Source organism: Ignavibacteriota bacterium (assembly GCA_016218045.1).
GTDB lineage: Bacteria > Bacteroidota > Ignavibacteria > SZUA-365 > SZUA-365 > JACRFB01.
Genome location: JACRFB010000063.1, coordinates 43,028 through 67,535, shown reverse-complemented (window position 1 = coordinate 67,535; position 24,508 = coordinate 43,028). Strand labels below are relative to the sequence as shown.

22 protein-coding genes are annotated in these 24,508 nt (G+C 59.1%); 7 read left to right on the top strand and 15 right to left on the bottom strand.

What is annotated here, in order from left to right; translation table 11 throughout:
• Positions 1-2: 2 nt before the first annotated feature.
• The 3 genes from HY962_16495 to HY962_16485 all read right to left on the bottom strand — a co-directional run bounded on the left by HY962_16495 (position 3) and on the right by HY962_16485 (position 4,129).
• The gene (locus HY962_16495; GenBank protein ID MBI5648531.1) at positions 3-983 is read right to left on the bottom strand and encodes a polyprenyl synthetase family protein; all 981 of its coding nucleotides are present in this window, start codon (positions 981-983) and stop codon (positions 3-5) included.
• Complete coding sequence (locus tag HY962_16490; protein ID MBI5648530.1) at positions 980-2,032, bottom strand: type 2 isopentenyl-diphosphate Delta-isomerase; 1,053 nt, start codon at positions 2,030-2,032, stop codon at positions 980-982. Before HY962_16490 ends, HY962_16495 begins: the two co-directional genes overlap by 4 nt.
• A 96-nt stretch (positions 2,033-2,128) precedes the next feature.
• Positions 2,129-4,129, bottom strand: a complete 2,001-nt coding sequence (locus HY962_16485; protein MBI5648529.1) for a thioredoxin family protein — start codon at positions 4,127-4,129, stop codon at positions 2,129-2,131.
• Positions 4,130-4,505: 376 nt separating this feature from the next.
• On the opposite strand from HY962_16485, the gene HY962_16480 reads away from it, so the two are divergent.
• On the top strand, positions 4,506-5,879 hold the full coding sequence (locus HY962_16480; protein MBI5648528.1) for a T9SS type A sorting domain-containing protein: 1,374 nt from the start codon (positions 4,506-4,508) through the stop codon (positions 5,877-5,879).
• Positions 5,880-6,142: 263 nt separating this feature from the next.
• Here the strand turns inward: HY962_16480 and atpG are convergent, their stop codons facing one another.
• From atpG to HY962_16430, 10 genes are all read right to left on the bottom strand, one after another.
• Positions 6,143-7,048: an ATP synthase F1 subunit gamma gene (gene atpG, locus HY962_16475; protein MBI5648527.1), complete on the bottom strand. Its 906-nt coding sequence runs from the start codon at positions 7,046-7,048 to the stop codon at positions 6,143-6,145.
• Between the two features lie 3 nt (positions 7,049-7,051).
• Complete coding sequence (locus HY962_16470) at positions 7,052-8,614, bottom strand: F0F1 ATP synthase subunit alpha (GenBank protein ID MBI5648526.1); 1,563 nt, start codon at positions 8,612-8,614, stop codon at positions 7,052-7,054.
• A gap of 48 nt (positions 8,615-8,662) precedes the next feature.
• Entirely contained in the window at positions 8,663-9,208 is a 546-nt protein-coding gene (gene atpH, locus HY962_16465) for an ATP synthase F1 subunit delta (protein ID MBI5648525.1), read from the bottom strand.
• Between the two features lie 18 nt (positions 9,209-9,226).
• A complete protein-coding gene (gene atpF, locus HY962_16460; GenBank protein MBI5648524.1) occupies positions 9,227-9,721 on the bottom strand; it encodes a F0F1 ATP synthase subunit B in 495 nt (164 codons plus the stop codon).
• A gap of 63 nt (positions 9,722-9,784) precedes the next feature.
• Positions 9,785-10,006 carry an ATP synthase F0 subunit C gene (gene atpE, locus HY962_16455; protein ID MBI5648523.1) on the bottom strand — a complete coding sequence of 74 codons (222 nt, stop codon included), beginning with the start codon at positions 10,004-10,006 and terminating at the stop codon, positions 9,785-9,787.
• 56 nt (positions 10,007-10,062) lie between these two features.
• A complete protein-coding gene (gene atpB / locus HY962_16450) occupies positions 10,063-11,064 on the bottom strand; it encodes a F0F1 ATP synthase subunit A (GenBank protein MBI5648522.1) in 1,002 nt (333 codons plus the stop codon).
• Between the two features lie 23 nt (positions 11,065-11,087).
• Positions 11,088-11,534 carry a hypothetical protein gene (locus tag HY962_16445; GenBank protein MBI5648521.1) on the bottom strand — a complete coding sequence of 149 codons (447 nt, stop codon included), beginning with the start codon at positions 11,532-11,534 and terminating at the stop codon, positions 11,088-11,090.
• Between the two features lie 4 nt (positions 11,535-11,538).
• A complete protein-coding gene (locus tag HY962_16440; protein ID MBI5648520.1) occupies positions 11,539-11,787 on the bottom strand; it encodes an AtpZ/AtpI family protein in 249 nt (82 codons plus the stop codon).
• A 200-nt stretch (positions 11,788-11,987) separates the two neighbouring features.
• Positions 11,988-13,502, bottom strand: a complete 1,515-nt coding sequence (locus HY962_16435) for a VWA domain-containing protein (protein ID MBI5648519.1) — start codon at positions 13,500-13,502, stop codon at positions 11,988-11,990.
• Entirely contained in the window at positions 13,502-14,806 is a 1,305-nt protein-coding gene (locus HY962_16430) for an AAA family ATPase (protein MBI5648518.1), read from the bottom strand. The genes HY962_16435 and HY962_16430 overlap by 1 nt, the downstream gene beginning before the upstream one ends.
• A gap of 264 nt (positions 14,807-15,070) precedes the next feature.
• On the opposite strand from HY962_16430, the gene HY962_16425 reads away from it, so the two are divergent.
• The 6 genes from HY962_16425 to HY962_16400 are packed head-to-tail and all read left to right on the top strand — an operon-like array spanning position 15,071 to position 22,752.
• Positions 15,071-18,064 (top strand): tetratricopeptide repeat protein, encoded by a 2,994-nt coding sequence (locus HY962_16425; GenBank protein MBI5648517.1) that lies wholly within the window; start codon positions 15,071-15,073, stop codon positions 18,062-18,064.
• Positions 18,061-19,788, top strand: coding sequence for a hypothetical protein (locus tag HY962_16420; protein MBI5648516.1), 1,728 nt, complete (start codon positions 18,061-18,063; stop codon positions 19,786-19,788). The genes HY962_16425 and HY962_16420 overlap by 4 nt, the downstream gene beginning before the upstream one ends.
• 4 nt (positions 19,789-19,792) lie before the next feature.
• Positions 19,793-20,761: a hypothetical protein gene (locus tag HY962_16415; GenBank protein ID MBI5648515.1), complete on the top strand. Its 969-nt coding sequence runs from the start codon at positions 19,793-19,795 to the stop codon at positions 20,759-20,761.
• The gene (locus HY962_16410) at positions 20,758-21,390 is read left to right on the top strand and encodes a MotA/TolQ/ExbB proton channel family protein (GenBank protein ID MBI5648514.1); all 633 of its coding nucleotides are present in this window, start codon (positions 20,758-20,760) and stop codon (positions 21,388-21,390) included. Before HY962_16415 ends, HY962_16410 begins: the two co-directional genes overlap by 4 nt.
• Positions 21,391-21,415: 25 nt before the next feature.
• A complete protein-coding gene (locus HY962_16405) occupies positions 21,416-21,832 on the top strand; it encodes a biopolymer transporter ExbD (GenBank protein ID MBI5648513.1) in 417 nt (138 codons plus the stop codon).
• On the top strand, positions 21,829-22,752 hold the full coding sequence (locus tag HY962_16400; protein MBI5648512.1) for a TonB family protein: 924 nt from the start codon (positions 21,829-21,831) through the stop codon (positions 22,750-22,752). Before HY962_16405 ends, HY962_16400 begins: the two co-directional genes overlap by 4 nt.
• 3 nt (positions 22,753-22,755) lie before the next feature.
• Here the strand turns inward: HY962_16400 and HY962_16395 are convergent, their stop codons facing one another.
• Together HY962_16395 and HY962_16390 are read right to left on the bottom strand one after the other, a co-directional pair.
• On the bottom strand, positions 22,756-23,067 hold the full coding sequence (locus tag HY962_16395) for a hypothetical protein (protein ID MBI5648511.1): 312 nt from the start codon (positions 23,065-23,067) through the stop codon (positions 22,756-22,758).
• Between the two features lie 2 nt (positions 23,068-23,069).
• A complete protein-coding gene (locus HY962_16390; GenBank protein MBI5648510.1) occupies positions 23,070-24,482 on the bottom strand; it encodes an undecaprenyl-phosphate glucose phosphotransferase in 1,413 nt (470 codons plus the stop codon).
• Positions 24,483-24,508 lie beyond the last annotated feature (26 nt).

Below are 24,508 nucleotides of genomic sequence, written 5' to 3'. Positions count from 1 at the left end.
CCTCAAAAATTTCTGCGGAGGAGCATATCCGCAAACCATGTGAGCATCTCGGTTCCTCGTCCGGGCGGCAACGCCTCGAGCGCGGTGACCGCGGCGGCAGTATCTCGACGGATTCTTTCGCGCGCGATGTCGAGAACGCCCAATCGCTCATACACGCCGGTCACTTCCGACACGAGGTTTGGTGTCGGTGGGTGCTTCGAGGCGACACGCATCAGGATGTCGAGATCCTCACCCTTCGCAATCCCCAGGGCGGTGACGAGCAGGAATGTTTTTTTTCCTTCGAGAATGTCTCCCCCGATCGATTTGCCGAATTCCTTCTCGTCGGCCACGACATCGAGCAGATCGTCCTGAATCTGAAATGCACGCCCCACAGAACTTGCATACTCGCGCAGCGCGTTCCGCCACTGAGGCGGCGCGTTTCCGATGATCGCGCCCATGTCGGCCGACATGGTGACGAGCTGGCCCGTCTTTTTCCCGATCATCATGAGGTATTCGTCCTCGGTGACACAGATATGCGACTCGAACTCCTTGTCGTAACTCTGCCCCTCACACACGTCTATCATGCCTTGCGTGAATACGCGTGTTAATTCCCGTATATCGCCCTGCTGTGTGCGGAGGAGGGATTCGTAGGCGATGCCGATGAGTTCATCACCGACAAGAATTGCGATATTCACATCCCATTTTTTGTGAACCGTATCGCGACCGCGGCGCTGATCCGCGTTGTCCATGATATCGTCATGTACAAGTGTGAAGTTGTGCAGGATCTCGACGGCGACACCCGCGTCCACTGCGTGGTCCGCGTCACCTCCCACGGCCTCACAGGCAAGCATGACCAACACGGGCCGTATACGCTTCCCCCCGCTCCCGAGCACGTAGCGCGCCGGTTCGTACATGGAGCGCGGTTCGTGCTTCGTTATCACCGACGCGAGCCGCTCGTCAATACGCGAGCGGAGCAGCGCGTAGCGTTCGTCGTATGCGCTCATGAAGGTTGCCCGGATGTGTGGATGGAGCGCCGCAACGGTCGGGTTGCCAATTCGGCAACGGTGGCGGCGCCAGTGAGAAACATAACGCCCTGCACGTCATTTTTCCAACTCGCGAACAATGCCGCGAGTCCTTCCGGTCCGCCTGCATCGAGAGCGGCGAGCACGGGACGCGCGGCTCCGGCCAGCGTTGCACCCATGGCAACCGCCTTCGCGATCATCACTCCGTCGACAATGCCGCCCGACGCGATGAGCCAGGTTCCCTCGAGTCCGGCGGCGTGTACGTCGCGCAGCGCCTCCGCTGTGGGGACACCCCACTCGAGGAACGCGGAAGAAACCGTGGGCAGATGGGCCGCGCGGCGCATGGCTTCGATACGTGCCCAGCTTGTGCCTCCGGCGCCGGACACATCGATAATACGCACCCCTGCGTCATGGAGACGGCGCGCCACGGCTGCGGTGATACCCGCACCGACTTCTTTCACAACGACCGGCACAGGCAGTGCTCGGACGAGCATCGAGATACCCGCAAGAACTCCGCGGAATTGCGGATTGCCTTCCGGCTGGAGAAACTCCTGCAGCGGATTGAGATGCACGGCAAGGGCGTCGGCTCCGATGCAGTCGACAAGCCGGAGTGCATCATCGGCGTTGCGCATCCGCGCGACTTCGGCGCCGCCTATATTTGCGAGCACAGGAATGCCCGGCGCATGATCGCGCACAACACGGAACGTGGCGACATGTTCATCCGACAGCAGCATCTGCCTCTGGCTGCCGACGCCGAGCGCCACCCGCGCCTGCTCGCATGCTTCCGCCAGCGCGACGTTGATTCGTCCGGCGTCCGCGTAGCCACCAGTCATGCCTGTGACGACGAGAGGAAAGGCGAGACGCTTCCCGAGAAATTCCGTGCTTGTATCTATCTCGTCGAAATCGAGTTCAGGCAGTGCGACATGCTCGAAGTCCCAGAACTCGAAGCCGTTCGTTTTGTCCTGATACAGGGCCGAAGTGCCCAGACTCAGCTCGACGTGTTCACGCTTCCTCGAAGGAATGGCGCTCATACACGCCGCCGGACACGGGCGCGGACATGGACCGACGCCGCCGCTTTGTTTTGACACGAGCGGCCCGGCAGCCATGCCCGGTGCGAATACATGAAGTCAGGACGCTTTTTTCGACGCGTCGCGGAGTCCGGCCTGGAGGAAAGAGACAAACTCCTCCGGTTTTCTGGTCAGTCCGGGGAAGGTGCCGAGATGTGTGTCATCGGAGCTCATGATGACGTAGAGCGGAAGCGCAACAGTGCCGAAGCGCGACTCCTGAAGCACCCTGTTCCGGTCGTATTGCTCGCCGCGCCCGTCGGTATACAGACGGACCATCACAAATTTGTCGAGCAGGGACTTTACATCGCCACGTGTGAAGATGTTCGCCTCCATCCAGCGGCAGTTCGTGCAGGAGAATCCCGTGAAGTCGATAAACACGGGTTTGGATTCCGCCTTGGCCTTCTCGAGGGCTTTGGCATAGTCGGCCATCCACACGTCCTTCGTTCCCCCGGCCTCCTCACTGGAGAGCGAGGCCGAGGATCCGCGCGCGGCCTCTATGGTCTCCTGGTATTGTATCGGGGGCAGAAACGCATCGATTTCACCGAGAGGTTTCCCGCCGAGTCCGGTATACAGAAATACCGTGATGCCGAGGAAAAACACGCTGAACATCATACGCATGACACCGATGCGTTCGACCTTGGAGTCATGCGGAAGCTGGAAGAGGCCCAGCAGATACGATGTGGTGATGGCGCCGATGCCCACCCAGAACGAGAGGAAGAGGTCGCGGCTGAGTATTCCCATACTCAGGATCAGATCCACATTCGAGAGGAATTTCATGGCGGCTGCAAGTTCGAGGAAACCCATCACCACCTTCACCGAGTTCAACCATCCGCCGCTCTTCGGCATGGATTTGAGCCACGAGGGGAAGAGTGCGAGCAGGAAAAACGGAAAGGCAAAGACCGTGGAAAACGCGAGCATGCCGACGACGGACCACCAGATTTCACCCGAAGCGGCGGCCACCATCACTGTACCAATAAAGGGCACGGTGCAGGTGAAACTGGTGAGGGTAAACGTGAGTCCCATGAGCAGCAGACTGACGATACCCTGCCCGCTGCCGGACCTTTCCGTGAGTTTTGTCAGAATTCCGGACGGTACGACGATTTCGAAGAGTCCGAACAGATTCAGTGCAAAGACAATGAATATCAGCGCGATGATCACGTTGATCCACGGATTCGCGGCGAACTCGTTGATACCGGACGCGCCGGCGAATACCGCGAGCAGTATGCCTAGCACCGTGAAGGTGAAAATGATGCCGAAGGAATAGATCAGCGCGTCGCGTACACTACGCCCGCGCGTGGCCTGCTCGCGTTTAGTAAAGAAGGACACGGTGATCGGGATCATAGGGAACACACACGGGGTCAGCAGCGACAAGGCACCAACGGACATTGCGAGTCCTATGTAGGCCCAGAGTCCCTCGCTGCGCGCCCGTTCCACATCTCCCTGGTCCCCATACCCTAGTGACTGGGAGGCGGGAGGCGTGGTTGTAACGGATGTGCCGCTGCTCTTCGTGTCAGCCGCGATCGTCGCGGTTGTATCATCAGCGGTTTCATCGGCCGCCACCGAACCCGGGTCCGCTTCGCCCACGGTGAGTGATAACGGAACTTCTATCGTTTTCGGCGGAATACAGAGCCGGTCGTTGCAGGCCATAAAGGTCACTTCGACAACGGCCTTCTGCTCACCGGGTTTGGCGTTGCTCTTCACCACCGCAGGCACCGAAAATGTGACCTTTTTTTCGAAGAATTCGGTATTGAGACTGAACGCCTCGTCAAATTTCACGATCGGTTTCGGTTGCCGAATCGCACCCTTGCGTTTCAGGGCGGATGACGCAGAGAACTCGATACTTGTTGCTTCCGGTCCTTCTTCCATCGGAGTGGCCGAGTAGATATGCCACTTCTCGTTAATTACCGCCCTCACTTTCACTAGCACCTGTTCGCCCGGTTTCACCGAGGATTGCTCGATCGAAGCCGACCATGTGGCCACTTCCTGCGCCCATAGCGAAGAGGCCGCTCCGATCGTTAATAGAGATACAAAACTGAACAGTGTGAAAGTGCGGAATGTCATATCAACCTGCCTTGCCTCGTTAGAAACCTGCAACATCAACGCAACATACTATCAGGAGGGAACAATGCCAAGGCAAAACGGCGCTTCCTCCTTGGACAGGAGTGATACAGCAACCAATTCACGGCGTATCAATGCAAAACAGGAAGGCGGGAATGGTTGCACACGTTGTTATAAAAATGAACACAGACCCTCCCGTGTTTTCTTTTGGAACAGCACATTTTTGAGTTGCCGTCTTGAACTGTCCAAAAGTGGTCATTCTGTCGATATTTCGAACATTTTTTCGACACATATCTCTGGCATGATTATCGTTAAAAGCTGTGCAGTTATGAATTCCAACGTGCAAACACTTCAAAATATTTCATACGAGGCTACATTCATGAAAATGGCAACCAGCATCATCGCCCTGCTCATTGCGATCACCGTGATTGGAAGCGTTGATACATTCGCGCAACTGCCGATTCAGAACTACGTGCAGACATTCAACGGCACCAGCGGTCTCGGAACCGGCCAGGCCCTTCCGTCAGGTTGGCTGATCACTCGTTCACCGAACAACTATCGGTATGTGACCGGCTACAGCAACACCAGCCAGACATACTACGATGTCGATTATGTTGTCGGTTCATATCCCCTCCCTCTGGGCAGCAACATGTATCACAACGCCCGCTCGGACAACGCCTCTGTCGATCTTGAATATGATCCGATGAATCCAACCGCCGACCGTGCCCTCGCAGTGCGCCCCCGCTCGAACGCGTACAGCCAAAACGTGATGGTGCAGTTGTACAACAACTACAACTACGACCTCACGGGCATGGAAGTCGCCTACGAACTCGAAAAATATCGTAACGATGTAAACGCGACAGGGACACTCGTCCAGATGTATTACACCTTTAACGGCTCTCCCACGTCGTTTTCCGAGACCAACACCGATCCGACATTGGGCTGGGTTGCAGTCACGAACACGGCGAAACTCTTCAACCCCGATGCGAGCAACTCGAACGCGGTGAACGGCTATCCCATCTCGAAGATCCCCGTTTCGTCAACCATCGATTTTGGCAGCTATCTCCTCGCCCCGAATGCGAGCATTTATCTTGCGGTCGTTTTCTCACCAGGCGATCCGTCGAATCAGGGTGGAAACAACGCGCACAATTGCCAGATTTGGGGTCTCGACAACTTCGGAATTACCAAGCCGCTCCCTGTCGAGCTGACCGCATTCACTGCCAACCGTCTGAACGGCAAGGTGCAGTTGAACTGGCGCACCTCGACAGAAAAGAATAATCACGGCTTCTTCGTCGAGCGCTCATACAACCGTCAGACCTGGGAAAACCTCGGCTTCGTCGACGGCCACGGCACAGTGAACACACCGCAGCAGTATAGCTTCACCGACGCCCCGCGCGCCGATGCGACAGTGTCGTACCGCCTGCGCCAGGTCGATCGCGACGGAAAATACGAGTACTCGACCGTGGTGTCGGTTGCCGCACAGCGCGGATCCTTCAATCTGGTTCGCAACTTCCCGAATCCTTTCAACCCGTCCACCAACATCACATTCTCCCTGCAGCAGACCGAGACGATTTCGCTCAGCGTGTTCGACGCGGCCGGACGTGAAGTGGCGGTTGTGTACGATGCGCAGCTTCTCGACGCCGGTCAGCACACGGTTTCCTTCGACGCCACTGCACTGCCGAGCGGCATATACTATGCACACCTCTTCTCGTCGGCCGGTATCACCACTGCACGCATGGTGCTTGAGAAATAAATTCTGAGACATGCTCAAGAAAAAGCCCCGCCAATCGGCGGGGCTTTTTTGTTGTATCGGCTTCGATCCGTGCGTAACGCACTCTGTCGAGTCTTGCTCCATCTCCTTTCGGAGCACACTGATGCGCCCCGCAGTACACACACATGTGGCATGAACCGTCTGATACCCCTACGCGCAGAACGCGTTGCACTCGGCTTCGACCGAAAACACACAGGTCCTCCTTGAGGGAGGACCTGTGATTCATTGGAAAGACCAGCGGCTCGCTAGTCGCTCTTGCGCAACGCCTCGGCTCCGCCGACGATCTCGAGGATTTCCTTGGTGATGCTCGCCTGACGCGCGCTGTTGTATTCGAGCTGGAGGCGGTTGATGAGGTCCTTCGCATTGCTCGTCGCAGCGTCCATCGCGGTCATGCGGGCGCCCTGCTCCGCCGCGTTTGATTCGAGCAGCACGCGGAGCATCTGGAAATTGAGCTGTTTCGGTATGAGGAATTCCATCAACGCCTGTTCCGATGGCTCGTAGATGTAATCCACAAAACTGTGGAACGTATGACCGTGTGCCTCGACTGCGGGCACTTCTTCCGCGGGTATCGGCAACAACGTTTCCACCTGCAGCCTCTGCTGGATGATGGATTTGAACTCGTTGTATATCACCTCGACAGTACCAATTTCTCCCGACATGTATGTCGCGAGGATCTCGTCGATGATGACTTTTGCCGCGGCATGGTCGGGCGCATTCACAATGCCCAGATGTTTGCCCACCACCTCGATATCGCGCTTGACAAAAAACTGGTAGCCGCGCCGTCCGACACACACCAGGCGCACCTTGCCTTCGGCGTGTTTGTCTGCATAGACACGTTCAATACGGTCGACTGCGGCCTTGATGACGTTGGTGTTGAAGGCGCCGCAGAGGCCACGGTCGGCTGTAACAACCACGATAAGCACAGCCGCATCATCGCGCCCCTCGAACCACAGAGGGAGGCTTGCGCGGTCCACACGTGCGAGCATGTGTTTCATGAGACCGCGGAGATGTCGCGCGTAGGGACGCGCCGAGATGATGGAGTCCTGCGCGCGGCGCAGCTTCGCAGCCGCAACGAGCTTCATCGCCTGCGTGATCTTCGAAGTGCTTCGAATTCCCGCGATGCGCCGTCGGATTTCGCGAAGGTTCGCCATGGATCAGGCACCCGCCGAGAGTGAGAGGGAGAAGGATGCTGCAAAATCGCGTAATGCCTGCTCGAGCTTCGCGGCGGTTTCGTCGTTGATCTCGCGCGTGTCGGCGATCAGATCGAGCACGTCACGGTGGCGCGAACGCATCAATTCCAGAAATTCCTGTTCAAAACGCGGCACATGCGGCAGCGGAATTTCATCCGTGAAGCCCTTCACACCCGCAAAAATGCTGATGATCTGCTCCTCGATCGGCATCGGCTTGTACTGGCCCTGCTTGAGCAGTTCGAGGAGATGTGCGCCGCGGCGCAGGAGCTGCTGCGTGGCCTTGTCGAGGTCGGAGCCGAATTTTGCGAAGGCCTCGAGTTCGCGGTATTGCGCGAGATCGAGGCGCAAGGAACCGGCAATCTTGCGCATGGCTTTCACCTGTGCGTTGCCGCCCACACGTGAGACCGAAATACCGACGTTTACGGCGGGTCGCTGGCCCGCGTTGAACAGGCCGGGCTCAAGGTAAATCTGTCCGTCCGTGATCGAGATCACATTCGTGGGGATGTACGCCGAAACGTCGCCAGCCTGCGTTTCGATAATGGGAAGCGCTGTGAGACTGCCGCCGCCGAGTTCTTCGCTGAGCTTCGACGCACGCTCGAGCAGGCGTGAGTGCAGATAAAACACGTCGCCGGGATATGCTTCACGGCCCGGCGGGCGGCGGAGCAGAAGCGAAATTTCGCGGTATGCTGACGCCTGCTTCGAAAGATCGTCATAAATGACCAGCGCGTGGCGGCCGGCATCACGGAAATACTCGCCGATCGTTGCCCCAGAATACGGCGCGATGTACTGCATCGGAGCCGGGTCGTTTGCATTGGCAGTGACGATGGTGGTGTAGGCCATCGCGCCTTCTTCCTGCAGCTTCGTGTACACCTGCGCAACGGTCGATCCCTTCTGCCCGATAGCGACATAGATGCAATACACGGGATTCACTCCGCGGCGTCGCGCCTCTTCCGTATGCGTGTACTTCTGGTTGATGATCGTGTCGAGCGCGATCGCGGTCTTGCCTGTCTGACGGTCTCCGATGATAAGCTCGCGCTGTCCGCGGCCGATGGGGATCATCGAGTCGATGGCCTTGATGCCAGTCTGCAGCGGTTCTTTCACGGCCTGCCTCTGAATCACACCAAGCGCCTTCCGCTCGATCGGCATCAGTTGATCGGTGTGGATCACACCGCGCCCGTCGATGGGTTGGCCCAGAGGATTGATGACACGCCCGAGCATGTCCTCGCCAACGGGGATCGACATCACGCGGCCGGTGCGCTTCACCGTATCACCCTCGCTCACGCGCGACGATTCGCCGAACAGAATGCAGCCCACGTTGTCTTCTTCCAGATTCAGCGCCATGCCGAAAACATCGTTCGGAAACTCAATCAGCTCACCTGCCATACACCGCGTCAATCCATAGACGCGCGCGACGCTATCCCCCACCTGGAGGACTGTGCCGACTTCGTAGATGTCGACTTCGCTGTCGAATCCGCTGAGCTGTTTGCGGAGAATTGCTGATACTTCGTCGGGACGAACTTCTGACATGGGAACGATGCCTTTGGTATGGAGTGCCTGGAATGACTGGGAGAAAAACTAGGCGGCGCCGCTGATGAATCTCGCGCGCAGCCGTTGCAACTGGCGGCGCACGCTTCCATCGTACACGGTGTCACCGACACGCACGACGAGACCTCCGATCAGACCGGAGTCTTCGGAATAGGATGCGCTGACTGGTCCGCCCGTAAGCTCGGCGAGTTTTTTCTCGAGATGCTCGCGCTGTTCAGGGGGCATGGACGATTGTGACTGGACGTCGACGGTAGTGACACCGCGGTGGATTTTATCGAGCTCGAAGATCGCCTCGATGATTTCGTGCAGCAGACCTTCACGCCGCTTGACGAGGAGGAACTGCAGCATGTCGTAAATCGCCGGAACAACACGATCGCGGAAGAGGATTTCGAGCACCTGTTCCTTCTTTGAGAAAGGAATGATGGGCGACGCAAAGAAATGCTGCAGTTCACGCGACGAGTGGAAAATGTCGTGGAGATCAGCCAGCGATGCAAAGATCTTTGCACGTTCCTCGCCCTCGGGCAGGGAATCGAACATTGCGAGCGCGTAGCGCCGAGCGACACGGGAGATGAGCATTCGTCCGCCTCGGTCAGGTCAATTCTTGGGAAGGTCGGCGATGAAGGATTCCACGAGCGCCTTGTTGCGCGTCTCGTCGAGGTTCTCCTTCAGGATGCGCGACGCCGCGAGAATGGCGAGATCCGCGATTTCACTGCGGAGCTGGGCGAGGGCGGTTTCCTTCTCACGCTGAATATCGGCCTTCGCCTGCGTGGTCATCATGCGCGCCTGCTCCTCCGCCTTGGCGAGGATCTCGTCGCGCACCTTGTCGGCCGATTGCCTCGCCTCATCGATGATGCGGCGCGCCTCGAGTTCCGACGACTGCATGATCTTGCGATGCTCCGCAAGCAGTGCCTCCGCCTCTTCGCGCGCATGTTCCGTGCGCTGCAAAGTGGAACGGATGCCCTCTTCCCTCTTCTCGAGAGAGGCGAGCAGCGGCTTCCATGCAAATTTTTTCAGAATGAACAGGAGACATCCGAACGTGATGAACGTCCAGATAATCATCCCCGGTTCAAGCATCAACAGTTTATCCATGGTGGTGGCTCCGTGAAGCTGAAAGAAGCGGGGTCATGTGGCCGGATCGTGCCGGCCGCCCTGTTACTTGATAGCGAGAAGCAGACAGACCACCACGGCGAAGAGCGCGATACCTTCGATAAGCGCTGCCATGATGATCATCGCGCCGCGGAGATCGCCGGCGGCTTCCGGCTGACGACCGATCGCTTCAAGCGCTGCGGCGGCAAGCTTGCCGATACCGAGACCGGCACCGACGACAACAATGGCTGCGCCCAGACCGGCGGCGAGATGAGACAGACCCTCCATGGGATTCCTCCGTTGAAACTGATGAAATGGTGAAGTAACTGTGACTGACGTGTCTGTCAATGCTCCTGGTGAACGGACATTCCGATAAAGAACGCCGAGAGCATCGTGAAGATATATGCCTGAAGAAGGCACACAAAAATCTTGAGCAGCGACATGAAGAGCAGAAATACCAGCGACAGCGGCGCGACCGCCACGGTGTCGAGTCCGAAAATCAGCGCGTAAAAGGCACCGATCACAAGGCCGCCGGACACCATGTTCGCGAAGAGACGGACGGTCAGGGCGAAGGGCTTTGTGAACATGCCCATCACTTCGATTGGTATCATGATGATGTACAGCGGCCACGGCAAACCGTGAGGCACGATGCCTTTCATGTACCCGAAGACGCCGTTGGCACGCATACCGCCGCCGATCATCATAAGAAATGTGATGATGGCGAGTCCTGCTGTCACCGCGATATTGCCTGTCGAGGTCGCGCCGAAAGGCAGCAGACCAACGAGATTCATCGTCGCGATGAAAAAGAAAAATGTAAGAAGAAGCGGAAGATACCGCTTGGTATCATGGCCCAGGAATGGCGCGGCGACTTCGTCGCGAATAAAAACAATCATCGCCTCGATCATGTTGCCGAAGCCCCTGGGAACAGTCTTGCCCGCGTTTTTACGCGCGGCGAGCACGGTCATGAACACCGTGAGCAGACCGGCGATCCACATGTACACGAGGTGACGTGTCGGCGACAGATTCAGCGAAAAACCGGCAATGTTCACCACCCAATTCGTTGGCAGTTCCACCATTGGAAACGGCCATTCGTGGATATAGGGCGTGTTCTCGACCTTGTGCTCGAGAATCGACATCATCTCTTCTTTCGGCGTGAGACTGCTCACGTCGTGCGCGCCCGCATGATGCGCATCGTCACCGTGAGCCGCTACGGCAGCCGCCGTGTCGGATGTCGAATGCTCCCCGTGACCTGGTTCGTTTCCGGCGCGAAGCTGGAAGCTCGCCAGCAACGCGAGAATACCCGCGAGGGCTGTCAGTCGAGTGAAATATCCGGATTGTGTGCGCATGCGTGTGACGGAGATCGATCGGCTTATTTGCGGACCGGAATTCGCGCCGGTTTCAATTGATCGGTTTTGTGGTTGATGTAGAACACCTCGGCGAACAGCGCGATGGTGTAGAACACCATAAAAGAGCCAACGAAGGGGGCGATTCCGACTGGAGTGAACACGAGGAACAGCGCGATTGCAGCCAGGGAAAGAACGAACCGGACTCCCATTCCGGCCAACAGCAAGAGGATAGACATGCTGACGTTCATCCGGAATGCGCGCTCAATGAACACGTATCCCAAAAATGCATTGGTCAGAGCTAAAATACAACTGGCGAGATATTCTGTGTGATGGGGAAGGTCGAAAACATGCAAAAGGGCGTAGAGAAACATCAATAGCGACAGACTGATGAGGAACAGCGACCGCCCGCGCGCTGCTCCTTCACGTCGAGGAAATTTTAACACCTGAAAGCGGGATGTGCGTGCAAACATGAGCTTATTTCTCCTTAAAGAGTGACTGAGCCGACCTGAAAAAGCCGACCATGGCGATAACAACTCCGAGCACCGCCCCGATGACTGTGCATATGGGACGAAGTTCGAGCCACATATCCAGAGCATATCCAATCCCGAAAAACAGAAGGATCGTGCTGACCAACTGCCAACCGATCTGCGTGTACGGAAGCATGCTTCGAAGCGTTTCGCCGAGCCCGTGACCTTCCGTCTGCTGTTTCAAGGGGTGTGTCATTCCGTGGATGTGCGTTGTTTTCTCAGGTTCTGGAAATAGGATATTGCGAATCCATTATCAGAACAGCAGGTGGGGGTGAAAAAGTGCCCGGTTCGAAAAAAAATTCACAAAGGTGCGGGATAAAAGCGCCCTGCACAGGGAGAAGCGTTGAAATGCGCTTTCCTTCGTGCTGCAACGGAGTTCAGTTTCATGCGGGTCCCTCAGGATTTCCGTGGGGATCTGCGGCGCAGACGCGCCATGATTCTGCGCAGCAGCAGTTTCCAGAGCGAGAGGCCCATCGAATGTGAGGCCTGCAGGAGATATTGGATATCGTGCCTGTCCTCGGGAGCGAGATAATCGAGCAGACTGTGCTGTTCGTCGTTTCCGGCCTCGAGCAGTTGCCGCAGAGATGCGGCGACTTTGGCGTCCAGCGCCTCCAGCCGCACTTTTTGTGCGGGGTCCCGCGTATTCTGCAGGAGGTACTGGAGGTGGTCGTGCAGAATGGTCAGCTTGCGCAGCAGATCGAGCAGGGCCTGCTCGTCGCCGCGTTGCAGAAGCATGTCATGCAGATTCTCGAGCGCGTCGATGTGTGTGCCCCCCGCGGGCAGCATCGAGGCCATATCGATGTCGTCAACGGCGACGTAGACTTCGGAGAGGCGCTCGAGTTCATGCCCGTAGCCCACCACAATTTCCTCGGTCATTGCGTCGACCTGACGGTTCATCTCCGCGCGCAGACTCCTGAGCGATTCCTCATATTTCCGGCGGGCGTTCGGGCTCTGCGCATGTTCGAGCTGTCGCGCGAGTTCCCTTTCGCGCGACTGCATGTCGGCGATCAGCCGATGCTGTGCGGTGTCCTCCTCGAAGATGCGGTCGTGAATCAGACTTTTTGACGCGATCAGTTGGGACTTGCCGATTTTTACGGTGTTGATGATGATCTGATCACCGAGCAGCGAGCGGATCGCCTGCTCGTCGAGCGCGCATGCACCGTCGGTGATGACGAGTATTTCGGTTCCAGAGAGCTGCGGCAGACGCGAAATATCCTCGACGGCCTGCGTGATGGCCTTTGACATCGCGGTTCCATTTCCCAGCGTGTGCAGCCGCATGATGAAGCTGAGCAGACTGTGATAACTCTCCCTGTCGCGCGCTTCGTGCAGTTCTCCCACCTTCACGTCGAAGGTCCGCAGGTGGATGTAGCCGAGTTCCTTCAGGTTGTGCGCAAGAACATGGTAGACGATGGCTTTTGCGAGATTGATCCGGTTGCGCATTGCCATGGAACTCGAGGTGTCGAGAAGGATGTACAATTTTTGCTTGCGGCCGTCCGGCCGGTACTCCTCCTCGTCAGGATCGACGGCATAGTAGGTCGGTTCCTTGGGATATGGGACCCACAGCTCCTTTTTTGCGAGTTTCCGCCAGAGCACGTCCTCGGGCAGCAGCCATTGGCTGTTGTACATACGCGAGACATGTTGCGGTGAACGGATGAGTCCCGCCTCGTCCTCTTCCGACGTGGTCAGAATGACCTGCTGATCCTCGCCTGCCTCCTGCGCCTGGGTGCGCAGGGCCGGGCGCGCGAGCGAGAGTGCGGGCGCAAGCCGGGCCGTGAGTGTGTGATTCGCATCCTCGAGCACCCGCGCGATCTCGAACACGGCGGTGAAATCCGGCGGCAGGTTCTCATAGATATGCTCGAAGAACCCGAGGTCCTCCATCAGATCAAAAAAGTGATCGTAGAGCCCGGCCATTATGCCCAGACGTGAGCGATAGGATGGAAGAGTTCGTGTATCTCCCGCTCCTGCGCGTGCCGCAGATCGAGGATCTCCTCGGTCAGCGGTTCAAAGGTCTTGACATATCCCTCCAGCAGGCGCCTGTTGTGCTCGACCGAAGCGTCGGAGATGCCGAGGGTTTCACGCGCCCATTCCTTCAGTGTACGACGTATGGGCAGACCTTCGAGATCGGTAATGGATTGTTTCAAAAGCTCTGGTTCTGCACGCAGGCGGTCGAGCAGATCCTGGAAATCGAGCATACGCGTGATTTGCTCGAAGGCGCGCGCGGCTCCGAGCTGATGCAGAATCGTATCATACGACTTGAGGAACAGTTCCTTCTGCTCCTGCAGGCCGACGGTCGTGTGCAGATACCAGAGTTTCGCCACGTCCTCCTTGACGACTTCCTCCCTGCCATGCAGGAAGGCGCTGGCGCGGAGCATGTCCAGACTTTTTGTGTACGTGCGCGGAGAGATGTAGAAATCCTTGATCTGCTGCTGCTCCCGCGGTTTCTCCTTCAGGAGCCGGTTCCGCTGAGATTCATAGTGCCGCACGACGGAATTCGCAAAAAAGATGACGTCCTTTGGAATACGTATCGCGTTGACGGGATCACGTCCCGTGATAACGAGGGATGTGCGGCAGAGTACGTCGTACGGGATTTTCTCCGTGGGCTCGACCGCGCGGCCCCCATGTTCTATGTAATTTCGGGCGATTTTGTACTGGACGGATCCCACCTTTTTCGGGATGAACAAGGCCTTGTACACAAAGCGGTCGAGGATTGCCTCGGTGATTTCGCTGACGCGCAGGTAATTGGTGGCGGCGATGACACTGTGCACACGTGCCGGCACCTGCTGCACACCGAGGACAAGAGCGCGTTCGTTGAGGGTGGTGAGCAGCGCGCGCAGCGTATAATCATTCGCGTCGAAGATCTCGTCGATGAAGCCGAATTCCGATTCGACGAGCGAGTCGCGCGTGTTGTGTATGATACGCCCCTGTTTCAACTGCTCGATATCGAGTCCCCCGAAATACGTGTCAGGCTGTTGTTCCTTGGAGGCCTGTACCATAAAGACGTGAGCGCCGCTGAACATCGTAAAAATCTGCTGTGCGAGCAGCGACTTTGCCGCACCAGTGCGGCTCTGTATCAGAGCATGCTCGCGCGTGAGTAGCGCGCAGAAGATCTGATCGATGACCTCCGTTCTATTGATGATGCGACGGTTGACAAATTCGATGGCCCGCCGGAATACATCGATGGTCTGGTCGAACTGAAAAGCATGCGGAACTGCCACTCTATCCCCTGCTGAGAGAGTTGAAGGGAAAAATCACAAACACGGAATATACGGCGCGGAGAAATAATCTCGGCGTATTTTTCAATTCTTCGTGCTGGAGAGGCGGACCCGCATTTTCACCCCGCCGGGCCCGCTGAAGAAACGGGTGGGCATTTTTCCGTGTACGGCTTGACACTCGGCAAATCAGGAGCTACTTTCGCTAAAGTTAGGTGAAGCACTTGCAGTTCTGCTTTAAGTCCACCCGAATCACGGACTCGATCAAACATGCGGATATTCCCCCTATTTTTCCTGATGTTCGTCGGTTTGTGCGGGCAGTACACGGCAGACGCGCAAGTTGCCGGCTCATCGGCGGAACAGGACTTTGCCTTCGCAAGCGGCTTGTTTCGAGATAAAAACTATCAGCTTGCTTTCGAAGAGTTTACGGCACTTGTCGCGCGACACCCCGGCAGCGGACTCGCCGTGGATGCCGCCTATTACGCGGCGGAATGTCAATACCAGCAGGGGTATCTGACCGATGCCGATATCGCCTTCCGCATCTTTGTCGAAAAACATCCCCTTGGAAAACTCGCTGATGACGCGATTTTCCGCCGTGGAGAGATCGCATTCCGGCGCGGGGACCATACGGCCGCGCTCGCGCAGTATGACCGCATCCTCAACGACTATCCCGATGCAAACACCGCCCACGAGGCCGCGTACTGGGCCGGAGAGAGTGCCCTGCATCTCCGCGATTTCGACCGCGCTCGGGCACTGTACCGACGCGCCTACGAGCGCCATCCCGAGGGACGGATCCGCGACTATGCCGCTTTTTCGATCGCGTATGTCGACGAACAGGAGGGTCGGATATCACAGGCGCGCAGCGGATACATTTCTTTCCTCGAACAATTCCCTGGCAGCGCGCTTCAACCCACGGCAAAAACGCGAATCGGCGCGTGTGCATTCGCCGAAAAAGACTACCGCGGTACAATTCAATGGCTCGACTCCCTGGCCGACAGTCCCGATCCCGCCAATGCCTCCGAGCGCCTCTTTCTGCGCGCGGAAGCATATTACCAACTCGGCGAGCATCTGCAGGCCTCACGCCTGTACAGCGCGTTTCTCGATGCGTATCCCACCCACGAACGCGCACGCGCCGTGTACTACGCTCTCGGGTGGTGTTATCTCGAATTGAAAAAATACACCGAGGCCGCCGTGGCCTTCGACAGTGCCGCATTGGGCAGTCCCGAACTTGCCGAAGCGGCACTCTTCCGTAAGGGAATGGTATTACGACTTGACGGCAAGGCCGAACAGTCTGCGGCAATTTTCGAGCGGCTCATAGCAGACCGCCCTTCGGGCATGTATGCCGACAATGCCTCTTTCGAACTGGGAATGAATGCGTTCCAGGCCGAGCGATTCACCGATGCACTGGGCCGCTTCGAACGCGTCATCGATCGTATTCCACGAAGCGATGTGCGCACCGATGCCTGGTTCATGGCGGGCGAATCACTCATGAAATTACGACGTCCCGCGGAAGCCGCCGCGATGTTTGCCGCCGCGGCGGCGGATACCGTGGACGCTCCGGTCCGCACCAACGCACGATTCCGGCTTGGCCATGCTCATTTTGAAGCCGGCCGTTTCGCACAGAGCGCGGCCGCATTCGCATCCTTCATTGATTCACACAGCGGCGATACGCGCTCGGCCGAAGCGCGTCTGTGGCTCGGAGAAGCGCTGTTCCACGCGAAGCGCTACAGCGAGGCGGTGCAGGCATACACGGGCGCGTCGCAGAACACACGCGAGCCGGGACTCCGCCAGGACGCACTCTACGGCACAGGCTGGGCACAGTACAGCGCGGGCCGCTACCGAGAGGCGGAGGCAACATTCCTGTCGTTGATCGATACGTATCGCGGCGGACGCAGGGAAGCGGACGCGCTCGTACGACTGGCGGACGCGCAATACGCGCAGAAAAAGTTCTCGGATGCAGCGCGCAACTACCGCAGTGCCGCAAAGAAATTTCCGAAACACATACTCACTCCGTACGCATTACTACAGCAGGGAAACGCCGAGCATCGCAGCGGGGACACCCCCGCGGGTGTCGCGACACTGCGATCGCTGCTCGCCTCACATCCCGGATCCGATGTGGCGGACAAGGCGCAGTTCAGTCTCGCCTGGTTCTACTTCGAGACACGCGATTACGTGAAGGCGATCACCGAATTCCGCGCTCTCGAGGGCTCGTATCCGACCAGCACCCTTGCGCCGCAGGCGCTGTACGCGATCGGGGACTGCTATTATAACATGGGCCGTTACGCCGACGCCGAAACCGCGTACACACGCATCCTGACCCAGCATCCCGACAGCCGGCTCGTGCCGAATGCCCTGGACGGCATCGCACAATGCCGTCAACTGGCCGGCGACCCGAACGCCGAGAAGTTTCCCGCCGAGTGGCTCGAGAAAAATGGGAACGCTCCGGGCGCCGACGACGTGCTGCTTGCGCTTGCGCGCAGAGCATCCGTCGGAGGCGATGCGACCTCAACACGCGCGATGCTGGCGGATTTCATGGCCAAATATCCCGAAAGTCCTCTGCGCAGCGATGCCATGCTTCTGCGCGCCGAGGCCTATCGCGAGGCGCGCCTGTATGACAGCGCCCGCGCGTCCCTCACGCACCTTTTGGATGCGGGCAATGATGCAGCCGTGCTCGAACGCGCCCGCTTCGCATCGGCGCGCATCGCCATCGACGAACAGGATCCCGAAACGGCGCTGGCTCTCTACGATGCGCTTCAGCGACAGGGTCTCATTGCGCATACCACTGCGGAACTTGAATTCGACCGCGGCCGCGCGCATACAATGAACGGCGCCGACGACGCAGCCCTCGCAGCATACGCTGCCGCACGTGCAGCGGCTGACGAACCGACCTTTGCCGACCGCGGTACCATCGAAGCGGCACGTATACTGGCACGGCGCGGTTCGGTCGATACGGCCCTCGCTCTGCTTGCGCCGATTGCGGCATCGAGAATCGACGACGTGGGGGCTGAAGCGCAGTACCGCACGGGCGACCTGCTGGCTAACGCGCAGCGCAGTGCTGAAGCCGAAAAGGCGTGGCTGCGCGTCGGGTATGTGTATCCCGAGTCCGCGGAATGGTCTGGCAAAGCCCTGCTCGATCTCGGTGCCATGTACGAAGCCCGGGACAAGGGCGCGAAGGCGGCGGAAACATACCGGACGCTGATAGCGAAATACCCCGGGACGGCAGCGGCCGGTGAAGCTCAGAACAGATTGGCGAGAGTCCAGTGACCGGCCGCATCCGACTTTGTTTCGTGGCCGGACTCTGCGCCTTTGCAACCTTTGGCGCACCGGCACAGCACAAGCCCCTACCCCCCACAACCGCGCCGGGCATCGACAGCGTAAAGCGACGCACCGAGACCAAGGCGATCGCCCTGCCCGAATACACCATCACCGGCGCCGACATGATACGGCTGCGGGAAGGCGGCAAGGAAGCGCTCGACGCGTTTGATCCATCCGCCCTGGTAGCCCGTGCGGGACGCGGGATTCGCGAGCTGCCGGAAGGCGCACCGGCCCTCACGCAGCCGGTGCTCGAACAACCGCTGCTGCTCGGACGCGCTGTCAATCTTTTTGCCCGCGCAACACTGGGTCTTTTTGCGACACCCGCGCTCGACGTACGCGCGGCGCAACAGTTCGAACACGGTGACGCCTTCGCTCGCGCTGCACTCGAGAGGAGCAACGGCCACACGGACCACGCCGACCGCTCCTCCGCCTCCATCGAAGGCGGAGGCGGTTCGTTTTTGCCCGCCACCCTCCCCGCATTCTTCGCCCGTTCACGCGTCGAAGGTCAGGCGGCGGCAGAGTACCGCACGTACTCACTCTACGGTGACCGCATCGACCCCGGTTCTCCGGCGCTTCTTTTCTCGCGAAAACGGAGCGGTTTCTCCTTTTCCGGCGGCCTGATTTCGCGTCAGAACCGCGTCGTGGATCACGCGTTCAACTTCGGACTCGAACACACAAATATCCGAGAGGCCCTTGCCGTAGCCGACAGTTTCACCGTGCCAGAAGGCCGTTTTGCCGACACGCGGGTCCACGTCTCCGCCCGCGCTCGCACGCTCCTGCGTGGTTTCCCGCTCGAGGGCGGTTTCGAGGCCTCGATCGAATACTTCCGCGCGCCTCTGGGTAGTGCCACAACGCGCCCCTTCTTTCTCGCCGGAAGCGCACGGTCGCAGTGGTGGATTCGACCGGACCTCTCGCTGGACGGCGGACTTGCACTCACGCTCTATCGTGGCTCCAGCAGCGCCGCGCAGGGGCGCATATATCCGGACATCGAGCTCCGATATTACTGGGACGCCGATCTGTCGGTCGCCGCGGCTGTCACGCCGCGCGTCGAGCGTGTAACCTATCGCGGAATCTTCGACGAGAATCCGTACACATCACTCGACGCGGAATTGCGCCACGATGACATCCCTGTCGCGATCGCCCTGTCGGCCCGCTTCGACGACAGGCGACGTCTCGCCTTCGACGTATCCGCGGAGTATCGCGAGTACGCAACACACGGCGTCTTCATCCGCAGTTCCGAACCATACTCCACGCAATGGGACGTCCGCTATCCAGGCCACGCAAGCATTTTCACCGTACACTCCGACGCGCAATGGCAAGCGACCCGCCTCGATCGTGTCGCGGCCTGTGTGGATCTGCGCAGTTCCTACATCCGCGCGCTCGATGCGGCGGTCCCCTACCTTCCGGCGTTCGAATTGCACGCCGTCTATACGCGTGGTTTCGACATCCCACTTGAAGTGCAGGCCGGTTTGCGCCTTGTGGGTTCTCGCACAGCCGATGCCGTTACGCTCGCGAGCGCGGTGCTGGTCGACGTGCGTGCCGAATACCGACTCACACGGTACGCCGCTGCGTACGCTGCAGTGGAGAATATCTTTGGTTCACGATGGGAACGCTATCGCGGCTACAGCGAACGGCCGCTGTTTCTCGCCGCTGGAATAACCGTCCGACTCTGACCCAATGTTGCGCACAGAACACATACTCTACCGCATCTCGCAGGAGCTGTCGTCGCCGATCGAGCAGGTGGCGCTCGCGTACGGATCAATCGTCACGGCGGTACACACGAGTCTCGCCGCGGGACGCCGCGTCGATTGCGGGCGGCTGGGCCTGCTGTCACTGCACGAGGGACAGATCGTGAAAACACACGCGGCGCAGGACGTGACTGACACGCTGCGGTTCGACGTCGTGTTGCGTGAGTACTGCGTGGCCGCCGACTTTCCGGCAGAGGCCGCTGAGCGCGTGCGGGAACAACTGCTGCTCCACGTATCCGATGCGCTCGATCGACGCGAATCCGTGACCCTGCAGGACCTCGGCATATGGCATCCCGCCGCTCGAGACGGCGTGCCGGCGTTTGTGCCCGCTCCCTTAATCGTACCCGAGCTGCCGCGCGGCGGTGCAAGTTCCGTCACAGCCACGGCGTCAAGCGGCACGGTGGATGTATCCCGGCTGATCGCCGAGGTGCATCGTGAGATGGGCTTTGATCCGCCCGGCGACACGCTGGAACCGGGAGCCATCGATGTTGCCGCGCTCATCCGAGTTGTGCGCAACAACCTGCCCGAGCTGCCCGACGACGGAGCCAGCGACACAGGAACATCGCGTCTCCTTCGCTCGCTCGCGACGGAATCACGCGCCAGTGCCACCGGACTCGGATCGGACGGTCCCTTTGTTGAAGCGGAATCCGCCGGCGACTTTGAGCGCAACCGCGAGCAGCTCTTTCATCCGCCCGAGCAGAAGCACAGGCAACGGAAATCCGCGGCCAGTATCCTCGCCATGCTGTTTCTGGTGATCCTCATTGTGGCCGTGGCCTGGTTCGCCGGATTCTTCGACGAAATGTTTTCATCTCCGGTCGTCGGCATGCCGCCCGATGCGGCGCCAAGCGCCATCCACCAATACCCGCAGTCCTTTCCCACCACGGAGCACGTGTCATGACGCTTCTTGATCTTTTCCTTCGCGGAGGAACCATCATGTGGTTCATTCTCGCAAGTTCCATACTGGCACTGTACATCATCGTGCAGAAGTTCATCGTGCTGTCGCGCGCGAAAGTCGACGGCGGCAAATTCATTTTACAGATCCGCAGCGTGCTGCAGGGCGGCGACATCTCCGCGGCGCTGTCGTTGTGCGCGCAAGCAAATACTCCACTCGCGAGCATATTGCGCAGCGGTCTCCTCAAATTGAAGGGCACCTCGCAAGATGTGCGCGACGCCATCGACGCGGCGGCACGCAACGAGGTGTACAAACTCGAGCGTGGACTCGGACTTCTTGCGTCGGTGGCAGGCATCGCCCCCCTCCTCGGTTTCCTCGGCACCGTGACCGGCATGATCGCCGCGTTCCGCGCCGTGGAGTTGAATCAGGGCATCGTGAATCCGACCATGCTTGCCTCGGGCATCTGGGAGGCGCTCATCACAACAGCGTACGGATTGATCGTCGGTATTCCCGCGTATTTCATGTACAACTATTTTGTGAACCGCATCAGCCATTTCGTGTTCGAGACCGAGAATAGCTGCAACGATTTCCTCGACATCGCCGCCGCCGACACCACGCGCGGCGCGCAGCGCTGACACCGGCGTGGCAGGAGATGTCAGCATGAGAATCAGACTTCCGCAGACACACACAACCCTGTCGGCCTTCAGTTACTCGTCGCTGACGGACATCGTACTGTTGTTGCTCATCTTTTTTCTGCTCACCTCGTCGTTCATCGCGACCAAATCCCTGACCGTGAAATTGCCGGATGCGCGGAACGCGCAGGCGACCGAGCAGGGCACGGTGACCGTGACGTTGGAAAAGAGCGGCCGCATTCTGATCAACGACACCGAGACCACGGCGGAGGCCTTCGCGGGGCAACTGCGCGCCCTGCTCACCGAACCCGCGAAACAAACAATCGTGCTTGCGGCGGACAAGGAAGTGCCGTTTCAGAATGCGGTGCGTATCATGGACGAGGCCAGGGGCCTGGGTGTCGCACGGTTTTTCATCTCGACACGCGAGGCGGCGACAGCGCCATGACCGCGCGATCCGACGATAGGACGAGCTGGGCCGTATCCATCGGCACACACGCGCTGCTGTTTCTTCTTGCGCTGCTGCTCACCGTGCAAAATGAGATACCGCCGCCTTCGGAGGTGGAACTGCTTTTTGCCGCTCCTGCCGCCCCCCCTGACGTTGTTGCACCGGCACCAGAAAAACGAATCGCACCCACGACGCCGGCTATCACACCCGCACCAGCACAGCGCCGCAGTGCCGCTCCCGCCCGCACACCCGCGGCACGCACGACACCCCGGACTCCGGCAGCTTCGGCGCAACGCGCACAGCGTACCTCACCCACGGCGCAACGGACGTCGCCGACCTCAGGAGTACAGAGCCCCGCGCAAGGTTCGAACACACCACCCAAGACCGCTCCCGTGCCTCCGCGTCCTCGAAGCATGGATGCCGTCGATTTTGCGGAACGCGGCAGCAGCAGCGGCACGCGCGGTGCAGCAAGCGACATGCAGACGCGATCGAATCCGGGGGTGCCGGCAGGCACCGGTCAGCGCCGCGAAACCACGCTGCCCGGAATCGAGGGGAGCACGCAACAGCGCGACAAACCCGGCACACCCGACGGTTCCGGCACACAAAACACCGGCGAACTGAGCGCCACACCACGCGCCGGCGTGTCGCTGGACTGGGGCGCGGGTGCTTCACGCACACGCATATCGGGCCAGCTCCCGGCATTCCCGCGCGACGCGCAGCGCAGCGCGCAGGTGCGGGCACGTTTCCGCGTCCGCCCCGACGGCAGCGTGTATGCTGTGACCATCGTGCAGAAGGCGGCGCCCGCGTTTGACGACGCAGTGCTCGCGGCAGTGCGCGCGTGGCGCTTCAATCGCCTACCCGCGAACAGCGCTTCGGGCGATCAGGAAGCGACAGGCGTCTTCAACTTCCGCCTGCAGTAGCGCTCAAGCCGCCGGCGTCTGGGGCTCGGCCCGCCGTCCCTTCTTCGACGTGCGGAAATATGTGAGGTACATGACCGCCTCGAGGCAGGTGACGATGAGCAGCGAGATACCGTCGCTGTCGAGCCACGGACCCACGCCCGTGTCGGGAATCAGGAAGCGCACGATGAAACCGGCGATGGTCCACCCCACAGAAAAAATGACTGCAATGAATGCCAGTGTCATGAAGGCGTCGGAGAGTTTGGTCTCGCTGTAACTCTTCGCGAACGCATACGCAGCGCCGACGATATGGATGTAGAACACGGTGATGGGAATCATGGTCAGTACGCATCCTTGCCGAAGAGGACTGCGCGCACCGTCTTGAAGATGATGCGCATGTCGAGGTTGAAGGACCAGTTTTCGATGTAATAGAGATCGTATTTCGTGCGTTCGATGATCGGCACGTCGCCACGCAGGCCGCTGACCTGCGCCCATCCGGTGAGGCCGGTTTTCAGGCGATGGCGTTCCAGATATTTGGGTACGTAATTCTTGAATTGGCTCACGAATTCCGGTCGTTCCGGACGGGGACCCACAACGCTCATGTGGCCAAACAGAATGTTCAGGAATTGTGGTGTCTCATCGAAGCTGAAACGGCGCAGCCATTTGCCGATGCGGGTGATGCGGGGATCGTTCTTGCGCGTCCACGTCGGGCCGCTGGCCGATTCGGCATCGATGCGCATCGTCCGGAATTTGTACAGTCGAAATTCCCTGCCGTCGAGTCCGATCCGCACCTGCGTGTACAGGATGGGCCGTCCCGATTCGATCCACACCAGCACAGCCACAATCGCGGCGAACGGTGCGCAGAGCAGAAGCACAAGAGAACTGAAGGCGATGTCGAAGGCGCGCTTTGCCACGCGCCCCCAGGTCGTCATCGGAACATCCTTCACGCCCAGAAACGGCAGTCCGAAAAATTCATGCACACGCAGCCGCGTGGGTGAAATGCCGATCACTTCCGACTGCAGCATGAGCTGCACGTTAAGCCCGAGCAGCGCGTTCATCACGGTGTTCACCGCGTCGGGATCGGGCGCATCGAGGCACACCACCACGGTCTCGACACGGTATTCCCGCACCACGGAGGTGAGATCGTCCAGTGAACCGAGCCGTGGAATACCGGGCAGATCGAGCCGTTCGTCTTCTCCCGAAACATATCCAATGATCCGATACCCCGCCGCGGGTTGCTGCGACATCCAGAACGCGAGATTCTGCGCTGTAGCGTTTGATCCGTACAGCAGCACGTTCCGAAGCTCACGTCCACGGCGATACAACCAGCGCTCGTACGAGAGCACCATCACTCGTCCGAAAAAAATGAACCCGATGGAAAGCAGCCAGATGATGAGGAACACCAGGCGCGAGTACGAGAAGTCCCGATACAGGAATGCGAGACTCATCACGGCGAGCATCCCGAATCCCGTGCCGCGCACAATCGCAAAAAACTCCGAGCTGAAATCCGCCGCGCGGCGCGCACGGTAGGTTCGTTTCGAATTAAAAAGCAGTATCCATACGGGCGCGACGAGGAGCGCTCCGTAGAGATATCCTTCGAAGGGCGGATATCCTTTCGTGACGGGGATGATGGTGTGCAGCGGACCGATAAATCGCAGTTGAAACGAGGCGACGAAAGCTCCGACTATGGCGGCAAAGTCGCAGGCCACCATCAGGAAAGGGATGAGCAGATCGTTGCGTCGCGAGCCGGTCATGGCAGTGCTGCGGATCCGGGCGCCGC

Bases quoted from the DNA above. Each gene is read 5' to 3' on its own strand.
- HY962_16495 (MBI5648531.1), bottom strand. From the start codon at position 983: ATGAGCGCATACGACGAACGCTACGCGCTGCTCCGCTCGCGTATTGAC.
- HY962_16490 (MBI5648530.1), bottom strand. From the start codon at position 2,032: ATGAGCGCCATTCCTTCGAGGAAGCGTGAACACGTCGAGCTGAGTCTG.
- HY962_16485 (MBI5648529.1), bottom strand. From the start codon at position 4,129: ATGACATTCCGCACTTTCACACTGTTCAGTTTTGTATCTCTATTAACG.
- HY962_16480 (MBI5648528.1), top strand. From the start codon at position 4,506: ATGAAAATGGCAACCAGCATCATCGCCCTGCTCATTGCGATCACCGTG.
- atpG (MBI5648527.1), bottom strand. From the start codon at position 7,048: ATGGCGAACCTTCGCGAAATCCGACGGCGCATCGCGGGAATTCGAAGC.
- HY962_16470 (MBI5648526.1), bottom strand. From the start codon at position 8,614: ATGTCAGAAGTTCGTCCCGACGAAGTATCAGCAATTCTCCGCAAACAG.
- atpH (MBI5648525.1), bottom strand. From the start codon at position 9,208: ATGCTCATCTCCCGTGTCGCTCGGCGCTACGCGCTCGCAATGTTCGAT.
- atpF (MBI5648524.1), bottom strand. From the start codon at position 9,721: ATGGATAAACTGTTGATGCTTGAACCGGGGATGATTATCTGGACGTTC.
- atpE (MBI5648523.1), bottom strand. From the start codon at position 10,006: ATGGAGGGTCTGTCTCATCTCGCCGCCGGTCTGGGCGCAGCCATTGTT.
- atpB (MBI5648522.1), bottom strand. From the start codon at position 11,064: ATGCGCACACAATCCGGATATTTCACTCGACTGACAGCCCTCGCGGGT.
- HY962_16445 (MBI5648521.1), bottom strand. From the start codon at position 11,534: ATGTTTGCACGCACATCCCGCTTTCAGGTGTTAAAATTTCCTCGACGT.
- HY962_16440 (MBI5648520.1), bottom strand. From the start codon at position 11,787: ATGACACACCCCTTGAAACAGCAGACGGAAGGTCACGGGCTCGGCGAA.
- HY962_16435 (MBI5648519.1), bottom strand. From the start codon at position 13,502: ATGGCCGGGCTCTACGATCACTTTTTTGATCTGATGGAGGACCTCGGG.
- HY962_16425 (MBI5648517.1), top strand. From the start codon at position 15,071: ATGCGGATATTCCCCCTATTTTTCCTGATGTTCGTCGGTTTGTGCGGG.
- HY962_16415 (MBI5648515.1), top strand. From the start codon at position 19,793: ATGTTGCGCACAGAACACATACTCTACCGCATCTCGCAGGAGCTGTCG.
- HY962_16410 (MBI5648514.1), top strand. From the start codon at position 20,758: ATGACGCTTCTTGATCTTTTCCTTCGCGGAGGAACCATCATGTGGTTC.
- HY962_16405 (MBI5648513.1), top strand. From the start codon at position 21,416: ATGAGAATCAGACTTCCGCAGACACACACAACCCTGTCGGCCTTCAGT.
- HY962_16400 (MBI5648512.1), top strand. From the start codon at position 21,829: ATGACCGCGCGATCCGACGATAGGACGAGCTGGGCCGTATCCATCGGC.
- HY962_16395 (MBI5648511.1), bottom strand. From the start codon at position 23,067: ATGATTCCCATCACCGTGTTCTACATCCATATCGTCGGCGCTGCGTAT.
- HY962_16390 (MBI5648510.1), bottom strand. From the start codon at position 24,482: ATGACCGGCTCGCGACGCAACGATCTGCTCATCCCTTTCCTGATGGTG.